Origin of the sequence: Allobosea sp. ASV33 (genome assembly GCF_016428755.1) — a bacterium.
In the GTDB taxonomy this organism is placed as follows: domain Bacteria; phylum Pseudomonadota; class Alphaproteobacteria; order Rhizobiales; family Beijerinckiaceae; genus Allobosea.
The window spans coordinates 74,044-91,920 of sequence record NZ_JAELTI010000005.1; the positions used below are offsets into that span (position 1 = coordinate 74,044).

16 protein-coding genes are annotated in these 17,877 nt (G+C 66.1%); 3 read left to right on the forward strand and 13 right to left on the reverse strand.

Annotated elements, in window-relative coordinates:
- Positions 1 to 10: 10 nt before the first annotated feature.
- The 6 genes from JHD80_RS02885 to JHD80_RS02910 form a co-directional block, all read right to left on the reverse strand.
- Positions 11 to 1,726, reverse strand: a complete 1,716-nt coding sequence (locus tag JHD80_RS02885; RefSeq protein WP_199084866.1) for a putative 2-aminoethylphosphonate ABC transporter permease subunit — start codon at positions 1,724 to 1,726, stop codon at positions 11 to 13.
- The gene (locus tag JHD80_RS02890; RefSeq protein WP_199084867.1) at positions 1,723 to 2,817 is read right to left on the reverse strand and encodes a putative 2-aminoethylphosphonate ABC transporter ATP-binding protein; all 1,095 of its coding nucleotides are present in this window, start codon (positions 2,815 to 2,817) and stop codon (positions 1,723 to 1,725) included. The genes JHD80_RS02885 and JHD80_RS02890 overlap by 4 nt, the downstream gene beginning before the upstream one ends.
- 116 nt (positions 2,818 to 2,933) lie before the next feature.
- Positions 2,934 to 3,953, reverse strand: a complete 1,020-nt coding sequence (locus tag JHD80_RS02895; protein WP_248311357.1) for a putative 2-aminoethylphosphonate ABC transporter substrate-binding protein — start codon at positions 3,951 to 3,953, stop codon at positions 2,934 to 2,936.
- A 107-nt stretch (positions 3,954 to 4,060) separates the two neighbouring features.
- Positions 4,061 to 5,512: a phosphonoacetaldehyde dehydrogenase gene (phnY, locus tag JHD80_RS02900; RefSeq protein WP_199084868.1), complete on the reverse strand. Its 1,452-nt coding sequence runs from the start codon at positions 5,510 to 5,512 to the stop codon at positions 4,061 to 4,063.
- A gap of 1 nt (position 5,513) precedes the next feature.
- On the reverse strand, positions 5,514 to 6,761 hold the full coding sequence (gene phnA / locus JHD80_RS02905) for a phosphonoacetate hydrolase (protein ID WP_199084911.1): 1,248 nt from the start codon (positions 6,759 to 6,761) through the stop codon (positions 5,514 to 5,516).
- A gap of 16 nt (positions 6,762 to 6,777) precedes the next feature.
- Positions 6,778 to 7,923, reverse strand: coding sequence for a 2-aminoethylphosphonate--pyruvate transaminase (locus JHD80_RS02910; RefSeq protein ID WP_199084869.1), 1,146 nt, complete (start codon positions 7,921 to 7,923; stop codon positions 6,778 to 6,780).
- Between the two features lie 107 nt (positions 7,924 to 8,030).
- Between JHD80_RS02910 and JHD80_RS02915 the strand changes: the two genes are divergently transcribed.
- Both JHD80_RS02915 and JHD80_RS02920 read left to right on the forward strand, forming a co-directional pair.
- Complete coding sequence (locus tag JHD80_RS02915; RefSeq protein ID WP_199084870.1) at positions 8,031 to 8,909, forward strand: LysR substrate-binding domain-containing protein; 879 nt, start codon at positions 8,031 to 8,033, stop codon at positions 8,907 to 8,909.
- Positions 8,910 to 9,001: 92 nt separating this feature from the next.
- Positions 9,002 to 10,246, forward strand: a complete 1,245-nt coding sequence (locus tag JHD80_RS02920; protein WP_199084871.1) for a flavin-dependent oxidoreductase — start codon at positions 9,002 to 9,004, stop codon at positions 10,244 to 10,246.
- Between the two features lie 154 nt (positions 10,247 to 10,400).
- Here JHD80_RS02920 and JHD80_RS02925 read toward each other — a convergent pair whose 3' ends face one another.
- From JHD80_RS02925 to JHD80_RS02955, 7 genes are all read right to left on the reverse strand, one after another.
- Positions 10,401 to 10,859: a cupin domain-containing protein gene (locus JHD80_RS02925; protein WP_199084872.1), complete on the reverse strand. Its 459-nt coding sequence runs from the start codon at positions 10,857 to 10,859 to the stop codon at positions 10,401 to 10,403.
- Between the two features lie 200 nt (positions 10,860 to 11,059).
- Positions 11,060 to 11,758: an ABC transporter ATP-binding protein gene (locus JHD80_RS02930; RefSeq protein ID WP_199084873.1), complete on the reverse strand. Its 699-nt coding sequence runs from the start codon at positions 11,756 to 11,758 to the stop codon at positions 11,060 to 11,062.
- A gap of 2 nt (positions 11,759 to 11,760) precedes the next feature.
- Complete coding sequence (locus JHD80_RS02935) at positions 11,761 to 12,510, reverse strand: ABC transporter ATP-binding protein (protein ID WP_199084874.1); 750 nt, start codon at positions 12,508 to 12,510, stop codon at positions 11,761 to 11,763.
- Positions 12,503 to 13,441, reverse strand: a complete 939-nt coding sequence (locus JHD80_RS02940; protein WP_349237196.1) for a branched-chain amino acid ABC transporter permease — start codon at positions 13,439 to 13,441, stop codon at positions 12,503 to 12,505. Before JHD80_RS02940 ends, JHD80_RS02935 begins: the two co-directional genes overlap by 8 nt.
- A gap of 56 nt (positions 13,442 to 13,497) precedes the next feature.
- Complete coding sequence (locus JHD80_RS02945) at positions 13,498 to 14,424, reverse strand: branched-chain amino acid ABC transporter permease (protein ID WP_199084875.1); 927 nt, start codon at positions 14,422 to 14,424, stop codon at positions 13,498 to 13,500.
- 186 nt (positions 14,425 to 14,610) lie between these two features.
- The gene (locus JHD80_RS02950; protein WP_199084876.1) at positions 14,611 to 15,783 is read right to left on the reverse strand and encodes an ABC transporter substrate-binding protein; all 1,173 of its coding nucleotides are present in this window, start codon (positions 15,781 to 15,783) and stop codon (positions 14,611 to 14,613) included.
- 201 nt (positions 15,784 to 15,984) lie between these two features.
- Positions 15,985 to 16,887, reverse strand: coding sequence for a LysR family transcriptional regulator (locus tag JHD80_RS02955; RefSeq protein WP_199084877.1), 903 nt, complete (start codon positions 16,885 to 16,887; stop codon positions 15,985 to 15,987).
- 152 nt (positions 16,888 to 17,039) lie between these two features.
- Between JHD80_RS02955 and JHD80_RS02960 the strand changes: the two genes are divergently transcribed.
- Positions 17,040 to 17,864, forward strand: a complete 825-nt coding sequence (locus JHD80_RS02960; protein ID WP_199084878.1) for an aldo/keto reductase — start codon at positions 17,040 to 17,042, stop codon at positions 17,862 to 17,864.
- Positions 17,865 to 17,877: the final 13 nt, after the last annotated feature.

The following is a 17,877-nucleotide window of genomic DNA, read 5'->3' on the forward strand; positions in this document are numbered from 1 at the left end:
GGCCGATGCTCTAGCGCTGGCGCCATTGCTGCAGGCGGCCGAAGACCAGGTGGTCGAGACCGACATGGAGGAGCTTCACGGCGATGGCGGTGACCATGATGATGCTCGCCATGCCCGCCGCGGAAGCCATGGCGCCGGCCTCGTCCATATGGACGATCGCGATCGAGGCGAGCTTGGTGTCCGCTCCGTAGAGGAAGATCACGGCGGAGACCGTGGTCAACGCGTTGACGAAGACATAGACGGCGATGTCGAGGATCGCCGGCAGGCAGATCGGCGCGGTCACGCGGCGGAAGGTCGACCAGAACGGCACCTTGAGCGAGGCCGAGACCGACTCGAACTCGCCGTCGAGCTGCTTCAGGCTGGTCAGCGCCGTGATGTGTCCGACCGTGTAGAAATGCGCGACGGTGTTGATCACCAGGATCGTCAGCGTCCCATAGAGGAAGCCGAGCGGGTTCCAGCCGGCATTGTAGAAGAAGACATAGCCGAGGCCGAGCACGAGGCCGGGCACCGCCATCGGCAGCATCGCCAGGAACTGGGCGAAGGCGCGCAGACGCGGAAACAACTTCACCTTCTCGATCAGATAGGCGCCGGTGAAGATCAGCGCCGTGCCGATCACCGCCGTCAGCGAGGCCAGCATCAGCGAGTTGGCATAGGTGCCCCAGCCGTCCGGCTCGACCTGGGCGAAGTCGTAATTGCTCAGCGTCAGCGACAGGTTATAGGGCCAGTATTTGACGAAGGAGCCCCAGAAGGCGACCGCATAAGGGCCGACGATGGCGAGCGCGATCAGGCCGACGAAGCCGAGCAGCGCGAGATCGCGGCGCCGGTCCGAACGCGGGACGTAAGGCACGGCGCGGGCGGACAGCATGGCGCTCTGGCGCCGCTGCACGACACGATCGACGAAGAAGGCGAGCACGGCCGGCACCAGCAGGATGATGCCGACGACGGCGCCCATCGGGAAATTCTGCTGCCCGACGACCTGCCGGTAGGCATCGGTCGCCAGCACGCTGAACTGGCCGCCGATGACCTTGGGAATGCCAAAATCGGTGATGACCAGCGTGAAGACGACGAAGATCGCGCTGATCACGCCATAGCGCGCGCCCGGCAGGGTGATCGTGTGGAAAATGCGCCAGCGCGAGGTGCCCATCGCATCCGCCGCCTCGCGCAGGCGCCCGTCCGAGAGCGCCAGCGCCGTGACCAGGATCAGCATCGCGTGCGGAAAGCAGTAGAGCACTTCGGCGGCGATGATGCCGATGGGGCCATAGAGCGAGGCGCCCATCATCAGGGATTTCAGGATGCCCTGGTTGCCGAAGAGGTAGATCAGCGCGAGGCCGGACAGCAGCGAAGGCGCGAAGACCGGAACCATCGCCGCGGCATAGAACGCGCCCTTGGCCGGGATGCAGCTCCGGCGCAAAGCATAGGCGTAGAGGAACGCCAGCGGCACCACGATCACGGTGGTCACGCCGGCGACGAGCAGGCTGTTGAGCAGCGAATAGAACAGCGAGGGCGTCGTCGCGTAGCTGACGAAATTGGCGAGGCCGACGAACTTGCCTTGCGTATCCTCCAGGCTCTTGGATAGCAGCGCCCAGAGCGGCAGCGCGATGATCAGGACCAGCACCGCGCAGAGCGCCAGGATGAGCGCGCCGGCGACATGGCGCTCGCTGATCCGCAGCGGCACGACTTTCACGGGCGTATCGGTCATCGGTAGGGGCTGTGCCAGATCGCTCATCGTCCGTCCCCGGCAAAGACGTGCAGCGCCTCGGGCGGAAAGGCGACGGCGCGGACCTGTCCGGGAACGATGCCGAGATCGCGCATCGCATTGGTCGAGAAATCGGCGGCGATGCTGGTCGCGCGCGAGCTCGTCGGCTGGAGATGCGCGCGGCAATAGGAGCCGAGGAAGGCGAGGTCCCCGATCGTCGCCTCGAAGCGGTTCGGCGTGTCATCGCCGATGCCGCGGGTGCGGACCTCCTCGGGGCGCATCGCCAGTCGCACCGGAGTGCCCGCGGCAAAGGGCGCGGCATTGGCGACGATAAGATCGAGCTCGTCGACGCGGACCTTGCCCGGACCGGTCACGATCGCGTCCATGAAGGTCATGTGCCCGACGAAATCGGCGACGAAGGGCGTCGCGGGGCGACGGTAGATCTCCTCGGGCGAGCCGACCTGCTCGACGGCGCCGTCCCGCATCACGACGATGCGGTCGGCCATGGCGAGCGCTTCTTCCTGGTCATGCGTCACCATGATCGTGGTCACGCCCAGCCGCTGCTGCAGCGAGCGCATCTCGTCGCGCAGGCGCACCCGCACCTTGGCATCCAGCGCCGAGAGCGGCTCGTCGAGCAGCAGCAGTTCCGGCGAGGTGGCGAGAGCCCGCGCCAGCGCCACGCGCTGCTGCTGGCCGCCCGAGAGCTGGACCGGATATTTCCTGCCCTGTTCCGGCAGGCCGACGAGGGCGAGAAGCTCGCTCACGCGCTTGCTGATCTCGTCGCGGGAGCGGCGGCGGTTGACCAGCCCGTAGCCCACGTTGTCGGCGACAGTAAGATTGGGGAAGAGCGCATAGGACTGGAAGACGATGCCGAAATCGCGCTCAGAGGGGCTGGCATGCGAGACATCGCGCCCACCCATATGGATCGTGCCGCTGTCCTGAAGATCGAGGCCGGCGACCGCCCGCAACAAGGTGGTCTTGCCGCAGCCGGACGGTCCGAGGAAGCAGACGAATTCGCCGCGATGAATATCGAGGTTGATGTCGCGCAACGCCTTGAACGCGCCGAAATTCTTGGCGACCTGGCGGATGGAGAGGAAGGGTGTCGTATTGCTGGACATCATGCCGGCCTTCATCTGAACGGACAGAGATCCGTCCCGCGAAGAGCCGCGGGACTTCTCTTGCGTCTTGCACGGATCATGCCGCCGGCCGCCCACGCGGCCGACGGCATGGCAGAGGCTCAGTTCTTCGGCGCAGCCTTCGACTCGTAGCGCTTCGACCATTCGGCGAGCACGCGGTCGCGGTTGTCGGCCATCCAGCCGAGGTCGTTCTTGATCATGCCGGCTTCCGCATTGGCGGGGTAGTTCGCCGGCTTGTTCTCGACGCCGGGCGCGGCAACGATCGCATAGGTCTTAGAGTAGAGCTCGTTGGCGTCCTTGGTGGTCGACCAGTCGGCGATCTTCTTGGCGAGCGCGAGGTTCTTCGAGCCCTTGACGATGGCGCTGGCTTCCATCTCCCAGCCCACGCCCTCCTTCGGGATCACGACCTCGATCGGCGCGCCCTTGCTCTTCTCGGAGGCGCCGCGCATGTCGAGCGCCAGCCCGATCGTGCGCTCGCCGCGCGCCGCCTGGACGCAAGGCGCCGAGCCCGAATGCAGGTAGGCGCCGATATTCTCGTGCAGCCCGTCCATGAATTTCCAGCCTTCGGCCTCGCCCATGCTCTGCAGCCAGCCGGCGACCATCAGGTAGCCGGTGCCCGACGAAGCCGGGTGCGGCATCACGATCTTGCCCTTGAAGGCCGGATTGAGCAGGTCCTTCCAGGAGGTCGGGACGGGGACGCCCTTGGCCTCGGCGGTATTATAGCAGACGACGCCGAGATAGGCGTCCATGCCAGTCCAGGTATAGGGGCTGTTGGGATCGCGGAAGACCGGCTTCAGGGCATCGGCGCCGGCGGGCTTGTAGGTTTCGAGCAGGCCTGCCTTCTCGAACATCAGGAGGCTCGACGCCGCCAGGCCCATCACCATATCGGCGCGGGGATTGTCCTTCTCGGCGAGGAAGCGAGCCGTAATGACGCCGGTGGAGTCGCGGACCCAGACGACCTCCGCCTCGGGCACCGCCTTCTCGATCGAGGATTTGAAGGGCGCGAGCTGGTCGTTCTCCAGCGCGGTGTAGATCGTCACCTTGGTCTTCTGCGCGTGAGCGACGCCCGGAAGCGCCAGTGCAAAGGCACCGATGACGCAGGAAGCAAGCCAGTTCTTCATATTCTCATCCCCTCTTTATGATCAGTTTGAACGCTCTTCGGACGTTTTCTTCCCCTGACAGACGAAAGCGCAGGCGGATCGCTCCGCCTGCGCTGACCTTTTCTTGTTCACGCGGTCCAGGGCATCGACCACGTCTTGACGTTGGTGAAGGATTTCATGGCTTCGACGACGCCCTCCTTGTAGCCGAGGCCGGAATCCTTGATGCCACCGAAGGGGGACATCTCGATTCGGTAGCCCGGGACCTCCCAGAGATTGACCGTGCCGACCTCGAGATCGGCGACGAAGCGCTGGATGTAATCGTAGCGGTTGGTGCAGATGCCGGAAGAGAGACCATAGGCGGTGGAGTTCGAGATCCGGATCACCTCGGTGATGTCGTCGGGCACGCGGATGATCGGGATCACCGGGCCGAAGGTCTCCTCATGCACCAGCTCGCAGGTGTAAGGGATTTTGTCGACGACGGTCGGGTGGAACAGCGCCCCTTCCGCGCGCTTGCCGTAGAGAACCTCGGCGCCCTTGGTCACGGCGTCGTCGACGCGGGCCTGGAAGAGCGCAGCCGAGCGGGCGTTGATGACGCAGCCGACATCGGTGGCGGGGTCCATCGGATCGCCGCATTTGAGCTTTTTGGCCTTCTCGACGACGAGCTTGGCGAAGGCATCGGCGACGCTCTCGACCACCAGGATGCGCTTCACCGCCGTGCAGCGCTGGCCGGAGTTCTTGGTCGCGCCGGTGACGGCGAGCTCGGCCGCCTTGTCGAGATCGGCATCTTCCATGACGATCAGCGGATCGTTGCCGCCGAGTTCCAGCACGATGCGCTTGTAGCCCGCCGTATTGGCGATGTGCTTGCCGACGCGGACCGAGCCGGTGAAGGTCACCAGATCCGCATCGGGATCGGTGATCATCGCATCGCCCATGGTCGAGGGGTTGCCGGTGACGACCGAGAGCATCTCCGGCGGCAGGCCGGCCTCGTAGAGCACGTCGGCCAGCGCCAGCGCGGTCAGCGGGGTCAGTTCGGTCGGCTTTAGGACGAGGCGGTTATTGGTCGCGATCGCCGGGGCCAGCTTGTGGCTGACCATGTTGAGCGGGTGGTTGAACGGGGTGATCGCCGAGATCACGCCGAGCAGCGGCTGGCGCGTCGTGAAGATCTTGCGCGCCTTGCCGTTCGGCGAGATGTCGCAGGAGAACATCTCGCCATCGTCCTTGATGGTGAGCTGCGCCGCGAAGGACCAGACGTCGTAGGCGCGGCTCGCCTCATAGAGCGAGTCCTTCCAGCACAGGCCCGCTTCCGCCGTGATCAGCTTCGCGAAGAGCTCCTTGCGGTCACGCAGCAGCTCGGCCGTCTTCTGCAGGATCTGCTGGCGCTCGTAGCGCGAGAGCGTCGGCTTGAAGGCTTTCGCCTTGGCGAAGGCCTCGCGGACATGCTCGGGCCGGGCGGCCGGGATCAGGCCGACCACGCTGTCGTCATAGGGGTTCCTGACCTCGACCATGTCGTCGGTCGTGACCAGCTTGCCGGCGATGCGCATCGCCTCGCGCCGCACCGGCGGCTTCACGGTCGCGTTCATCTCAGTTCACCAGGTTCAGGGCGACGTCGAAGACGTCGAAATTGCGGAGGGTGCGGCCCTGCGGCACCGTGATCGGCCGGTTGGCGATCATCGGCACGCGCTGCTCGGTGATGCCGCCATGCGAGCGCAGGGGCTCGGTCAGGCCCGAGAGATCGTGCCGGTCCGGCGAGGTGCCGATCACCTTCTGGCGGGTCGAGACGACCACGACATCGCCGATCCGGTCGGCCGGCAGTTCGAAGCGCTCGCAGGCTTCCGCCGAGGTCACCGCCAGCGCGATGCCCTCGATCCCGGAGATGCGAGCCGCGACCTCTTCCTGGCTGGCGCCGTCGGGCAGATAGACCGTGGCGAAGGAGCCGAGCGCGCCGTGATGCACGACATAGGGGTCGGTGATCGGCAGGATCACGCGCATCGTGCCCTTGCCGTACCATTCGTCCATCAGGCTCTGGAGATAGACGACATCGGGCTCGCCATTGGCGAGATGCTTGTCGTTCATGCCGTGATCGGCGGTGATGACCAGCGTGCAGCCGAGCGCATCGAGCTTGCCGACGTAACCGTCGAACATGGCGTAGAACGAGTCCGCCATCTCCGAGCCCGGCCCGGCCTTGTGCTGCACATAGTCGGTGGTCGAGAGATACATCAGGTCGGGCTTGAAGGTCTCTAGCAGCTTGACGCCAGCGGCGAAGACGAATTCCGAGAGATCGGCCGAATAGACCGACGGCACCGGCATGCCGACGAAATCGAGCACGTTCTCGATGCCGTTCTCGGCCTTGTTGGCCTTGTCGGCCTTTTCCGAGGAGAAGGCGATCGCGCTGCCGGCCCCGAAGTCGAGCCCCTTGCCGAGCAGCGTGCGCAGCTTGTCCTTGGCGGTGACCATCGCGACCTTGAAGCCGGCCTTCTGGAACTCGGCGAGGATGGTCGGCGCCCTAAGGAAGCGGGCATCGTTCATCATCACCTCTTCCTTGGCCTCGCGGTCGTAGAAGAAGTTGCCGGCGATGCCATGCCAGACCGGCGGGCGGCCGGTGATGATCGAAAGGTTGTTCGGGTTGGTGAAGCTCGGGATCACCGAATAGGCATGGGTGCTGGCGCCGGTCTTCATGATCCGGTCGAGGTGCGGCGTCAGCCCCTTGGCGCTGGCAGCCTCGATATAGGCCGGCTCCGAGCCGTCCATGCAGATCACCACCGTCGGGCGCTGCGGCCGGGCATATTCGCGGCCGTTTGCAACGACATCCGCGCCGATCTTCGTGTGCATTGTCATCTCTGGTTCCTCACGCGGCCGACTTCAGGCCGACGCCCATTTCATCAAGGACATCCGACACTGTGGCGACGAAGGCGCGCATGTCCTGTGCGCCGAGCGCCCCGATGCAACCGATGCGGAAGCTGTCGGCGACCGTCAGCTTGCCGGGATAGATGACGTAGCCGGCATCCTTCAGCGCGTCGTAAAAGCGCTGGAAGACGAAATTCTTGTCCTCCGGCATGTGGAAGGTGACGATGATCGGCGCCTGCCGGGCTGCCGGCAGCAGCGTGCGGAAGCCGAGCCCTTCCATGCCCTCGATCAGGATGCGGGCATTCTCGGCATAGCGCTCGCCGCGCCCGGCGACGCCGCCCTCGGCCCAGAACTCCTGCAAGGCCGCGTGGAAGGCGACGATGACATGGATCGGCGGGGTGAAGCGGTACTGGCCGGTGCGCTCGAAGCCGGCATTCTGGTCATGGAGATCGAGCACCAGCGTCGTGGCATTGCCCTTGGTCTCGGCGAGCGCGCTCTTGCGGGCGATGACGAAGCCGAGGCCGGGAACACCCTGGATGCACTTGTTCGAGGAAGCGGCGACCGCGTCGAAATAGACCTCGCGGCTGTCGAGCGGCAGGGCGCCGAAGGCGCTCATCGAGTCGACCAGCAGGCGGCGGCCATGGCGCTTGGCCAGCGCGGCGATCGCCTCGACCGGATTGCGGATGCCGCTGGTCGTCTCGCAATGGACGGTGAAGATGTGGGTGATCGCGGTGTCCGCCACCAGCATGCGATCGACCTCGGCGAGATCAGGCGGAGTGTCCTCGGCGGTCTCGTGCACCACGACGGCGCGGCCGGCTATCTCGACGATGCGCTTGGCGCGCTGGCCATAGGCGCCGTTGATCAGGATCAGGATCTTGCCGTCGCGCGGCACGAAGGTGGTCAGCATCGCCTCGACGGCGAAAGTGCCGGAGCCCTGCATCGGCACGGTGACGAAATCCTCGCCGCCATGGATGATCTTCGGCAATTCCTCCAGAACCGCCTTGTTGATGCCGACGAAGGTCGCGTCGCGCGAGCCCCAGTCATGCACCATCGCCTCCTTGATGGCCTTGCTGGTGGTCAGCGGGCCGGGGGTCAGGAGGAGCGGATCACCGGTTTCGGAAGAGGCAGGGCGGCGGGCCTGGGCCATGATGGTCTCGCGATGTGTTGCGGCGGATGACCGGACGCTAGGACCGCGATTGACATAGGTCCAATACATCGTTTCCATATCTCCTATAGATAGGATCTATAGCAACGATGGCCATCAGCTATTCCGGCCTCTCGGCCTTCCACGCCGTCGCCGAGGCGCAGAGCTTCACCGGCGCCGCCAAGACGCGCCATGTCAGCCAACCCACCCTCTCCGCCCAGGTGCGCGGGCTGGAAGATGCCTATGGCGTGCGCCTGTTCGATCGTGCCGGCCGGCAGGTGAAACTGACCCCGCTCGGGCAGAGCCTGTTCGTGGTCACGGCGCGGTTGTTCGCAGCAGAGGATGAAGCGGAATCGCTGCTCGCCGGCAGCCGCACGCTGCAGCGCGGCCATCTGCGGATCGCCGCCGACAGCGCCACCCATGTCATGCCGGCGCTGGCACGGATGCGCGAGCGCTATCCGGGCCTGACATTCTCCCTCAGCATCGGCAATTCCTCGGAAGTCGTCGACCAGATCATGGATTTCGCCGCCGATGTCGCGATCACCGCGCGCGCCAATTCCGATCCGCGCATCCATAGCGTCCGGCTGCGCTCGGACGATCTCGTCGCCTTCGTCTCGGACCAGCACGAACTGGCCCGGCACGACCAGATCCCGATCGAGGCCTTCGCCGGCCAGGATATCGTGCTGCGCGAGCGCGGCTCGATCACGCGGGAGGTCTTCGAGAACCGGCTGTCGCTTGCCGGGATCAAGCCGGCGAACCTGCTGGAGGTGCAGTCGCGCGAGGCCGTGCGCGAAGCCGTCGCCTTCGGCTTCGGGATCGGCGTCGTCTTCGCGGCCGAGTTCAAGCCGGAAGCCGGATTGAAGCGCATCATCATCACCGGCGCCAATTTCGACGTCGGCGAGTACATCGTCTGCCGGGCCGAGCGCCAGCGCCTGCCGCTGGTGCGCAGCTTCTTCGAGACGGTTCAGGACGTGATCGACGCGCGCTGAAGCGAAAGCGTACCCCCTGCCCCATTGCGCAAATTGACAAGCCGGACAAAGATATTTCAAACTTAAAATATAAGACCTGAGGGGACGGGCAGATGCGGGTTATCATCGTCGGCGGCGGCATCGGTGGATTGACGCTCGCGCTGATGCTCCATGCCCGCGGCATAGCCGCGACGGTCTACGAGCAGGCCAGCGAAATCCGCGAGGTCGGCGTCGGCATCAACACCCTGCCCCATGCCATCCGCGAGCTCGCCGATCTCGGCCTGCTGCCAGCGCTCGACGCGGTCGGCATCCGCACGCGCGAGTTGCACTACATGAACCGTTTCGGGCAGACGGTCTGGAGCGAGCCGCGCGGCCTGCATGCCGGCGCGCCGGTGCCGCAATTCTCGATCCATCGCGGCCGGCTGCAAGGCGTCATCCGCGACGCGGTCGCCGAGCGGCTGGGCGGGGATGCGATCCGCACCGGGCGGCGGTTGCAGGGCTTCATCCAGGACGAAGGCGGCGTCACCGCGCATTTCAGCGAGACCCGCTTCGGCGAGGCCGGCGAGACCGCGCGCGGCGACATCCTGATCGGCGCCGACGGCATCCATTCCGCCGTGCGCGCCTTCTATTTCCCGAACCAGGGGCCGCCGCGCTGGCAGGGCGTGCAGATGTGGCGCGGCGCCTGCGACTGGCCGGTCTTCCTCGACGGCGAGAGCATGATCATCGCCGGCGGCATGGCCGGAAAGCTCGTGCTCTATCCGATCGGCCAGGGCGCGACGCCGCAGACGCGGTTGACCAACTGGGTCGTCAATATCCGTACCGGCGATCCCGAAAGGCCGCCGCCGAAGGAGGCCTGGTCGAAACCGGGCCGGCTAGAGGACGTGCTGCCTTTCGCGAGGCGCTTCAGCGTGCCAGGCATGGATATCCTCGGGTTGGTCCGCGCGACCTCCACCTTCTGGGAATATCCCATGTGCGACCGCGACCCGCTGCCGCGCTGGACCCATGGCCGTGTCACGTTGCTCGGCGACGCCGCCCATCCGATGTACCCGGTCGGCTCCAACGGCGCTTCGCAGGCGATCCTCGACGCGCGCTGCCTCGCCGACTGGCTGGCGAAGGCGGAGCATCCGCGCCAGGCGCTGGCCGCCTATGAGGCCGAGCGCCTGCCGGCGACGGCGGAGGTCGTGGCGATGAACCGGGTCGGCGGGCCGGAGCGAGTGATCGACGCGGTCGAGGCCCTGGCTCCGCAGGGCTTCGACGATATCGAGAAGGTGCTCGACCACGCCGCGCGCGAGCAGATCGTCAAGGGCTATGCCGGCAAGGCGGGGTTCTCGGTCGAACAGTTGGCGCGGAAGAAATAGCGCTGCAACGCGCTTCCAGAAAAGCGCGCGTCATCCCGGACGCAGCGAAGCGGAGATCCGGGATCCATGCCTGAAGCTTCCCAGGAAGCGCTCCGGCATGGATCCCGGGTCAAGCCCGGGATGACGGCTTGGTTCCGTACAGAACTCCTCCGTCTCAACCCGCGTCGGGCGGAGGCGGCAGGAAATCGACCTCGTGCTTGGCCGAGAGCGCGACCACATCGGCCGGCTTTTGCTCCGCCATCGAATGCAGGCCCCAGAACAGATCGTAGAGCCGGGCGGTCGGCGAGACCCAGAACAGGCATTTCACCGTGGAATCGCCCTTGTTGAACAGCCCATGCGGGATGTTGCGCGGCAGCTTGATCAGATCGCCGGCGGTGGCGAAACTCTCCTTGCCGTCGACCAGCAGGTCGAGCCGCCCCTCCAGCATGTAGATGAACTCGTCCTGCGTAGTGTGGATATGCGGTGGCACGAAGGTGCCGGGCGGCAGGGTCGCGTGCCAGGAGAAGCTCTCCTCCGTCAGCGTCTTCGGCACATAGGTCTGGCCGAGGATGTTCCAGGAAATGCCGTCGAGGCCCTCATTGGCGCGCGTCACGCCGGCGGTCAGCGGGTTCATGGGTGTTTCCTCTCTGTTCGTGGTCGGCTGATCGTAGAGCGCATCGTCATCCCGGACGCAGCGTAGCGGAGGTCCCGGATCCGTCGTCGAGCACCGGGGCCCTTCGATGGATCCCGGCTCGGCGCGGCTTTCGCCGCTTGGCCGGGATGACGGCGCGGGTGGGATATCCGAAGGAGCAAAATCTCGGCTGTCCTCTGTCCTCAGAAATGCAGGAAGCGGTCCTTCACGGCGCTATCGCTCCGTAGTTCGGCGCTCGTGCCGCGCCAGACGACGCGGCCCTTTTCCAGCACGACATGGCGGTCGGCGATCCGGACCAGCGCATCGACATTCTTGTCGATGACGAGGATCGACTCGCCTTCCGCCTTCAGCGCCGTCAGGCAGTTCCAGATCTCCTCGCGGATCAGGGGAGCGAGCCCCTCGGTGGCCTCGTCGAGGATGATCAGCCTGGGGTTGGTCATCAGCGCCCGGCCGATCGCCAGCATCTGCTGCTCGCCGCCGGAGAGCTGGTTGCCGCGGTTCTCCCGCCGCTCCCTGAGGCGGGGGAAGAAGGCGTAGATGCGCCCGAGGTCCCAGCGCCTCTTGCCGGAGCGATCGGCCGCAGTCGCGATCAGGTTTTCCTCGACCGAGAGCGTCGGGAAGACCTGGCGGCCTTCAGGCACCAGCCCGATGCCCGCCTGGGCGATGCGGAAGGGCGCTGCACCGGTCAGGTCGCGCCCACCAAAGGCGATCTTGCCGGCCTTTGCCGGCAGCAGCCCCATGATCGAGCGTACCGTCGTGGTCTTGCCCATCCCGTTGCGGCCGAGCAGGGTCACGACCTCGCCTTCGCCGACGGTAAGGTCGACCCCGAACAGGATCTGCGCCTCGCCATAGCCGGCATCGAGCCCTTCGACGCTGAGCATCGCTAGCCCTCCTCGCCGAGATAGGCCTGCCGCACCGCCGGATCGGCCCTGACCGCCGCCGGTTCGCCCGAGGCGATGACGCCGCCATAGACCAGCACGGTGACGCGGTCGGCCAGCGCGAAGACGGCGCTCATGTCGTGCTCGACCAGCAGCATGGCGAAGCGGCCCTTGAGGCTGTTCAAGAGCGCGATCAGGCGCTCGCCCTCCTCATGGCCGACGCCGGCCAGCGGTTCGTCGAGCAGGATGAGCTTGGGCTGCAAGGTCAGCGCCATCGCGATCTCCAGCGCCCGCTTCTCGCCATGCGAGAGGCTGCCGGCCGGGGCATGGGCGCGCTCGGCGAGGCCGATCGCTTCGAGCGCTTCCCAGGCGGGAGCGTTGAGCGCCTCGTCGCTGGCTGCGTCGCGAAAGAGCGAGAGTGGATGGGCGCTATGGGCCTGCACGCCGAGCGCGACATTCTCCAGCGCCGAGAGCGAGGCGATGGTCGAGGTGATCTGGAAGGTGCGAGCGAGCCCGGCCCGCGCCCGCGCCTGCGGCGGCAGGCGGGTGATATCGTGCCCGCCGAACAGGATCGCGCCGGCATCCGGCTTCAGCGTCCCGGAAATCTGGTGGACCAGCGTGGTCTTGCCGGCGCCGTTGGGGCCGATCAGCGCATGCAATTCGCCGGGCGCGATGGTGAGGTCGACCCCATTGGTGACCTTGAGCGCGCCGAACGACTTGGCGAGCCCCTTGAGTGCAAGCGCCGGCTCAGCCATCGCGGCGCCCCCTGAGCTTGGCGGCGAGGCCCGCGATACCGCCATGGGTGAACAGCACGAAGAGCACGATCAGCGGGCCGAATATGACCTTCCAGTTCTGCGTCAGGCTGGAGAGCACGTCCTCGGTGATCAGGAAGGCGAGCGCGCCGAGGATCGCGCCATAGAGCGAGCCGACGCCGCCGAGCACGGTCATGAAGATCAGTTCGCCCGAGCGCGACCAGGCCATATAGGCCGGGCTGACGAAATCGGTCTGGTTGGCGAGCAGGAAGCCGGACAGGCCCGCCATCATGCCGCTGATCACATAGGCGCCGAGCCGGACATGGTTGACGTCGTAGCCGGTGACGGTGACGCGTACGGCATTCTCCCGCGCGGCCCGCAGCACGCGGCCGAAGCGCGAGGCGACAAGCCGCCGCGCCACCCAGTAGCAGAAGGCCAGCGTGCCCAATGCGATATAGTAGAAGCCGGTGCGGTTGCCGAAGATCTCGCGCCCGAGCAGCGTGCTCTTCTCGTAGAGCGTCAGGCCGTCATCGCCGCCATAGGCCGAGAGTGCTTGGGCGAAATAGAAGGCCATCTGCCCGAAGGCGAGCGTGATCATGATGAAGGCGACGCCGCGCGTGCGCAGCGAGACATAGCCGGTGATCGCAGCAAAGACGGCGCAGGCCAGCAGAATCACCGGCAGTGCCACCAGCAATTCGGTCTGGCCCTCGGTGATCAGGATACCGGCACCATAGGCGCCGATGCCGATATAGGCGGCGTGGCCGAAGGAGATCAGCCCGCCGATGCCGAGGATGAGATCGAGCGAGAGCGCCGCGATGGCGAAGATCATCGCCCGCGTCACCAGCGTCAGCCAGTGTCCGGGCAGGCCGAGCGCGGAGGCCAGCGGCAACAACGCTAGCAGGGCGAAGATGACGAACGGGGCCAGCCGGCGCACGATCGGCGCCGGAGGCCGCATTGCTGCGGCGGAAGTCGCAGGTGTACTCGCCATGCTCACGAGCGCCCCTTGGCGGGCAGCAGGCCTTCGGGCCGGACGAACAGAACCGCCGCCATGACCAGATAGATCAGCATCGATGAGAGCGCGGCGCCGGTGGCGCGGGCCGAGGCCGGCGCCATGAACAGGCGGAGCAGGTCATTCATCGAGGAGCGGCCGAGCGTATCGACGAGGCCGACGATCAGCGCGCCGACGAAGGCGCCGCGGATCGAGCCGATGCCGCCGACGACAATGACGACGAAGGCGAGGATCAGCACGGTGTCGCCCATGCCGGGTTCGACCGAGAGGATCGGCGCGGCCATCGCCCCGGCGAAGCCGGCGAGCATGGTGCCGAAGGCGAAGACGATCATGAACAGCTTGCGGATATCGACGCCGAGCGCCGAGACCATCGGCGCGTTCGACGCGCCGGCTCGCAGCAGCATGCCTGTGCGGGTCTTCTCGACCACGAACCAGAGCAGCGCGCCGACGCCCAGCCCAGCCGCGATCAGGGCGAACCGGTAAGTCGGATAGAGGATGCCGTCCATCAACCGGACATTGCCGGAGAGGAATTCCGGCACCGGCACCGAGAGCGGCGCCGCGCCCCAGATCATCTTCACGGCCTGGTTGAGCAGCAGGATCAACCCGAAGGTCGCCAGCACCTGATCGAGATGGTCGCGCTCATAGAGATGCCGGAAGACCAGGAACTCGAGCGCAAGGCCCAGGAGCAGCGCCGCCGCCAGCGCGAGCACCAGCCCCAGCAGGAAGGAGCCGGTCAGCGACACGAAGGTAACGGCGAGATAGGCCCCCAGCATGTACTGGACGCCATGGGCCAGGTTGATGAAGTCCATCACGCCGAAGACGAGCGTCAACCCCGCGGCGACCAGAAACAGCAGGATGCCGAACTGGAGGCCGTTGAGGAGCTGGACGATCAGGAGGCTGAGGGTCATGGGATCGGTGGCTCGCTCTGCCGTCGCGATCAGGCTCGACCGTCATTCCGGGCGTAGCGAAGCGAAGGCCCGGAATCCATCATGGAGCGCATTCCCAGCAGGACTTTGCCCTTCGATGGATCCCGGATCGGCGCCGCTTCGCGGCTTGTCCGGGATGACGGCAGCGGGTGGGGCGCCGAGGCGCCCTTATTTCAACCCGCAATCCTTGGCGTGCGGATCGGCGTAGTCCGAAAACACCTTCTGGGCGATCTCGGTCTGGAACTTGCCGTCGGCGCGCTTGGCAACCTTGACGAGGTAGAAGTCCTGGATCGGATAGCCGTTGGTGTTGAACTTGAACTTGCCGCGCAGCGAGGTGAAATCGGCCTTCTTGATCGCTTCGCGCAGCTTGTCGGGATTGCCGGCGCCGCCCGCCGCCTTCACGGCGGAGTCGATCAGCATGGCCGCGTCATAGGACTGCTGGGCATAGGAGCCGGGCACGATCTTGTAGGCCGCCTCATAGGCTTTGACGAAGTCCTTCGTCTGCGGATTGTCCATGTTGGGCGCCCAGGTCATGCCGCCATAGAGTCCGACCGCCGCGTCCTGCTGCGCCGGCAGGGTCGATTCATCGACCGTGAAGGCGGAGAGGAACGGGATCTTGCCCTGCAGGCCGGCCTGCGACCACTGCTTGACGAAATTGACGCCGAGGCCGCCGGGCAGGAAGGCGAAGACGACATCGGGCTTGGACGAGGCGATCTTGGCGAGGTCGGCCGAGAAATCCATCGCGTTCAGAGGCGCATAGACCTCGTCGACAATCTCGCCCTTGAAGTAGCGCTTGAAGCCGGCGAGCGAGTCCTTACCCGCCTGGTAGTTCGGCGCAATGATATAGGCCCGCTTGTAATTCTGGTCCTGCGCATATTTGCCGAGGACCTCGTGCACCTGGTCGTTCTGGTAGGAGGTGACGAAGAAGTTCTTGTTGCAGGCCTTGCCGGCCATGGTCGAGGGGCCGGCATTTGGGCTGATCAGGAAGGCGCCGGAATCGAGCACGGGCTTGGCGATGGCGCCGAGGATGTTCGAGAAGACCGGGCCGACGACGAAGGCCGGCTTCTCGCTCTCGACGAACGAGCGCACGCGCTCGACGGCCACGTCCGGCTTCAATTCGTCGTCGATCACGGTGATCTTGACCGGCACGCCGCCGAGCTTGCCGCCGTTCTTGTCGACCGCGAGCTGGAAGCCGTCGCGGACCTGCTGGCCGAGCGAGGCGGCCGGGCCGGTCAGCACGCTGACCACGCCGATCTTGATCGGCTCCTGCGCCTGCGCGGAGGCGATGGACAAAGCCAGCGCGCCGCAACCGAGTGCCAGACCGAACCTGAATGTCGTCATCGATGCTCTCCCGGACGAATTAGAAGCGCGACCCCGTTCCCTTGGATTCTTATCGGCTCGCGCGGACCATAATGTTTCAAGCTTAAAATATCCGCAAGGGCGGCGGGCGCTAATTTTTGCCTGCCGCGCAGGATCGGTATTCTTGGGCCATTCCGCCGCTTCCGGGAAGAGTGGTTTGCGGCTGCCCGGTCCGCCCTGCTCTCACCCCGCCAGAAACGCCGCGAGCCTGGGGCAGACGAAGTCGAGGAAGAGCTTGACCCGGTGCGGCAGCCGCGGCCCGCCCAGATAGACGGCGTGGATGTCCTCCCGGTCGCTTTCGACCACATCGGACAACACCTCGATCAGACGCCCCGCGGCGATATCCTCCCGCGCATGATAGTCGCCGAGGCGCGCGAGCCCGATGCCGGCGACCGCCATCCGCCTGACGGTCTCGCCATTGTTGGCGAGCAGCGAGCCATGAACCACGCGATCGACGATGCGGCCGCTCTCCCGGAACGGCCAGACCGGCGCGGCGCGACGGAAATTGAAGCCCAGGCAGTTATGCGCCGCCAGGTCGTCGACGGTCTTCGGCACGCCATGCCGTTCGAGATAGGCCGGGGCGGCGACGATCTTGCGCCAGGCCACGCCGATCCGGCGCGCCATCATGTTGGAATCCGGCAGGGGCCCGACGCGGAAGGCGACATCGGTGCGGTCGAGATAGAGATCGACGATCTCGTCGGAGAGCGAGAGGTCGACCACGATCCGCGGATGCTTTGCCCAGAAGGCCGGCAGCAGCGGTTCCAGCGCCATGGTGCCGATGGGGACGGAAGCGTTGACCCGGATCGTGCCATCCGCGCTCGCCGCCCCTTGCGACAGGCCGCGCTCGATCTCGTCGAGTTCCGCCAGCAAGGCGAGGCTGCGCTCATAGAAGACCTGGCCCTCCGCCGTCAGCGAGAGCCGGCGCGTCGAGCGTTCGAGCAGGCGCACGCCGAGGCGTGCCTCGATCCGGCCGATCAGCTTGCTCACCGTCGAGGGCGTCATCAGCAGGAGGCGCGCGGCTTCCGAGAAGCTGCCGCTCTCCACCACGCGCTGGAACACCTGCATCTCACCGACCCGGTTGTCCATGCCACGCCCCATTCATGAAACCGTTTCACAGATAAAGTGGAATGCGGACTGATTATCAAGGCGGGGCCGGCAGCTTATTTCCCGACGCATCGAAGCGAGAACCGCAGCGGAGGGCCGGTCGTGCGGGCCGCCGGGACCATCAGGAGAGCAGGATGCAGACGATCAATGCCCATGGTGCGACCATTCCCGCCCTCGGCTTCGGCGTGTTCCGGATGACGGATGCCGAGGTCGAGCGTGTCGTTCCCGCCGCCCTCGAAGCCGGCCTGCGCCATTTCGACACCGCCCAGATCTATGGCAACGAGGCCGCGCTCGGCCGCGCCCTGCACAAGGCCGGCGCCCGCCGCGACGAGCTGTTCCTGACCACCAAGGTCTGGGTCGACAATTACAGCTCCGAAAAATTCGCCGCTTCCGTCGACGAGAGCCTCGACAAGTTGAAGGTCGACCAGGTCGATCTGCTCCTGCTGCACTGGCCGGCCGACAAGGTCGCGATTGCCGAGCAAATAGCGCTGCTGAATGCCGTGAAGGACGCGAGCAAGACGCGCTTCATCGGCGTCAGCAACCAGAACATCGCGCAGATGCAGGAATCGATCGCCTTGAGCCGGGCGCCGATCGTCACAAACCAGATCGAGGTCCACCCCTATCTCGAGCAGCGCGCCGTCGCGGCGGCCGCCGAGGCGGCGGGTGTCGCGATCACCGCCTATTACGGCATGGCCGACGGCGCAGTGCCGCGCGACGCCACCTTGCAGAAGATCGGCGCGCCCTATGGCAAGAGCGCCGCGCAGGTCGCGCTACGCTGGCTGATCCAGCAGGGTTTCGTCGCACTGTCGAAGACGGCCAGGCCCGAACGCGTGGCCGAGAACGCCGCGATCTTCGATTTCACGTTGAGCGACGCCGATATGGCGGCGATCGGCACGCTCGCCCGTACCGACGGGCGCCTCGTCAATCCTCCCGGCCTCGCCCCCGCCTGGGACGCCTGAGATGCCCGGAAGC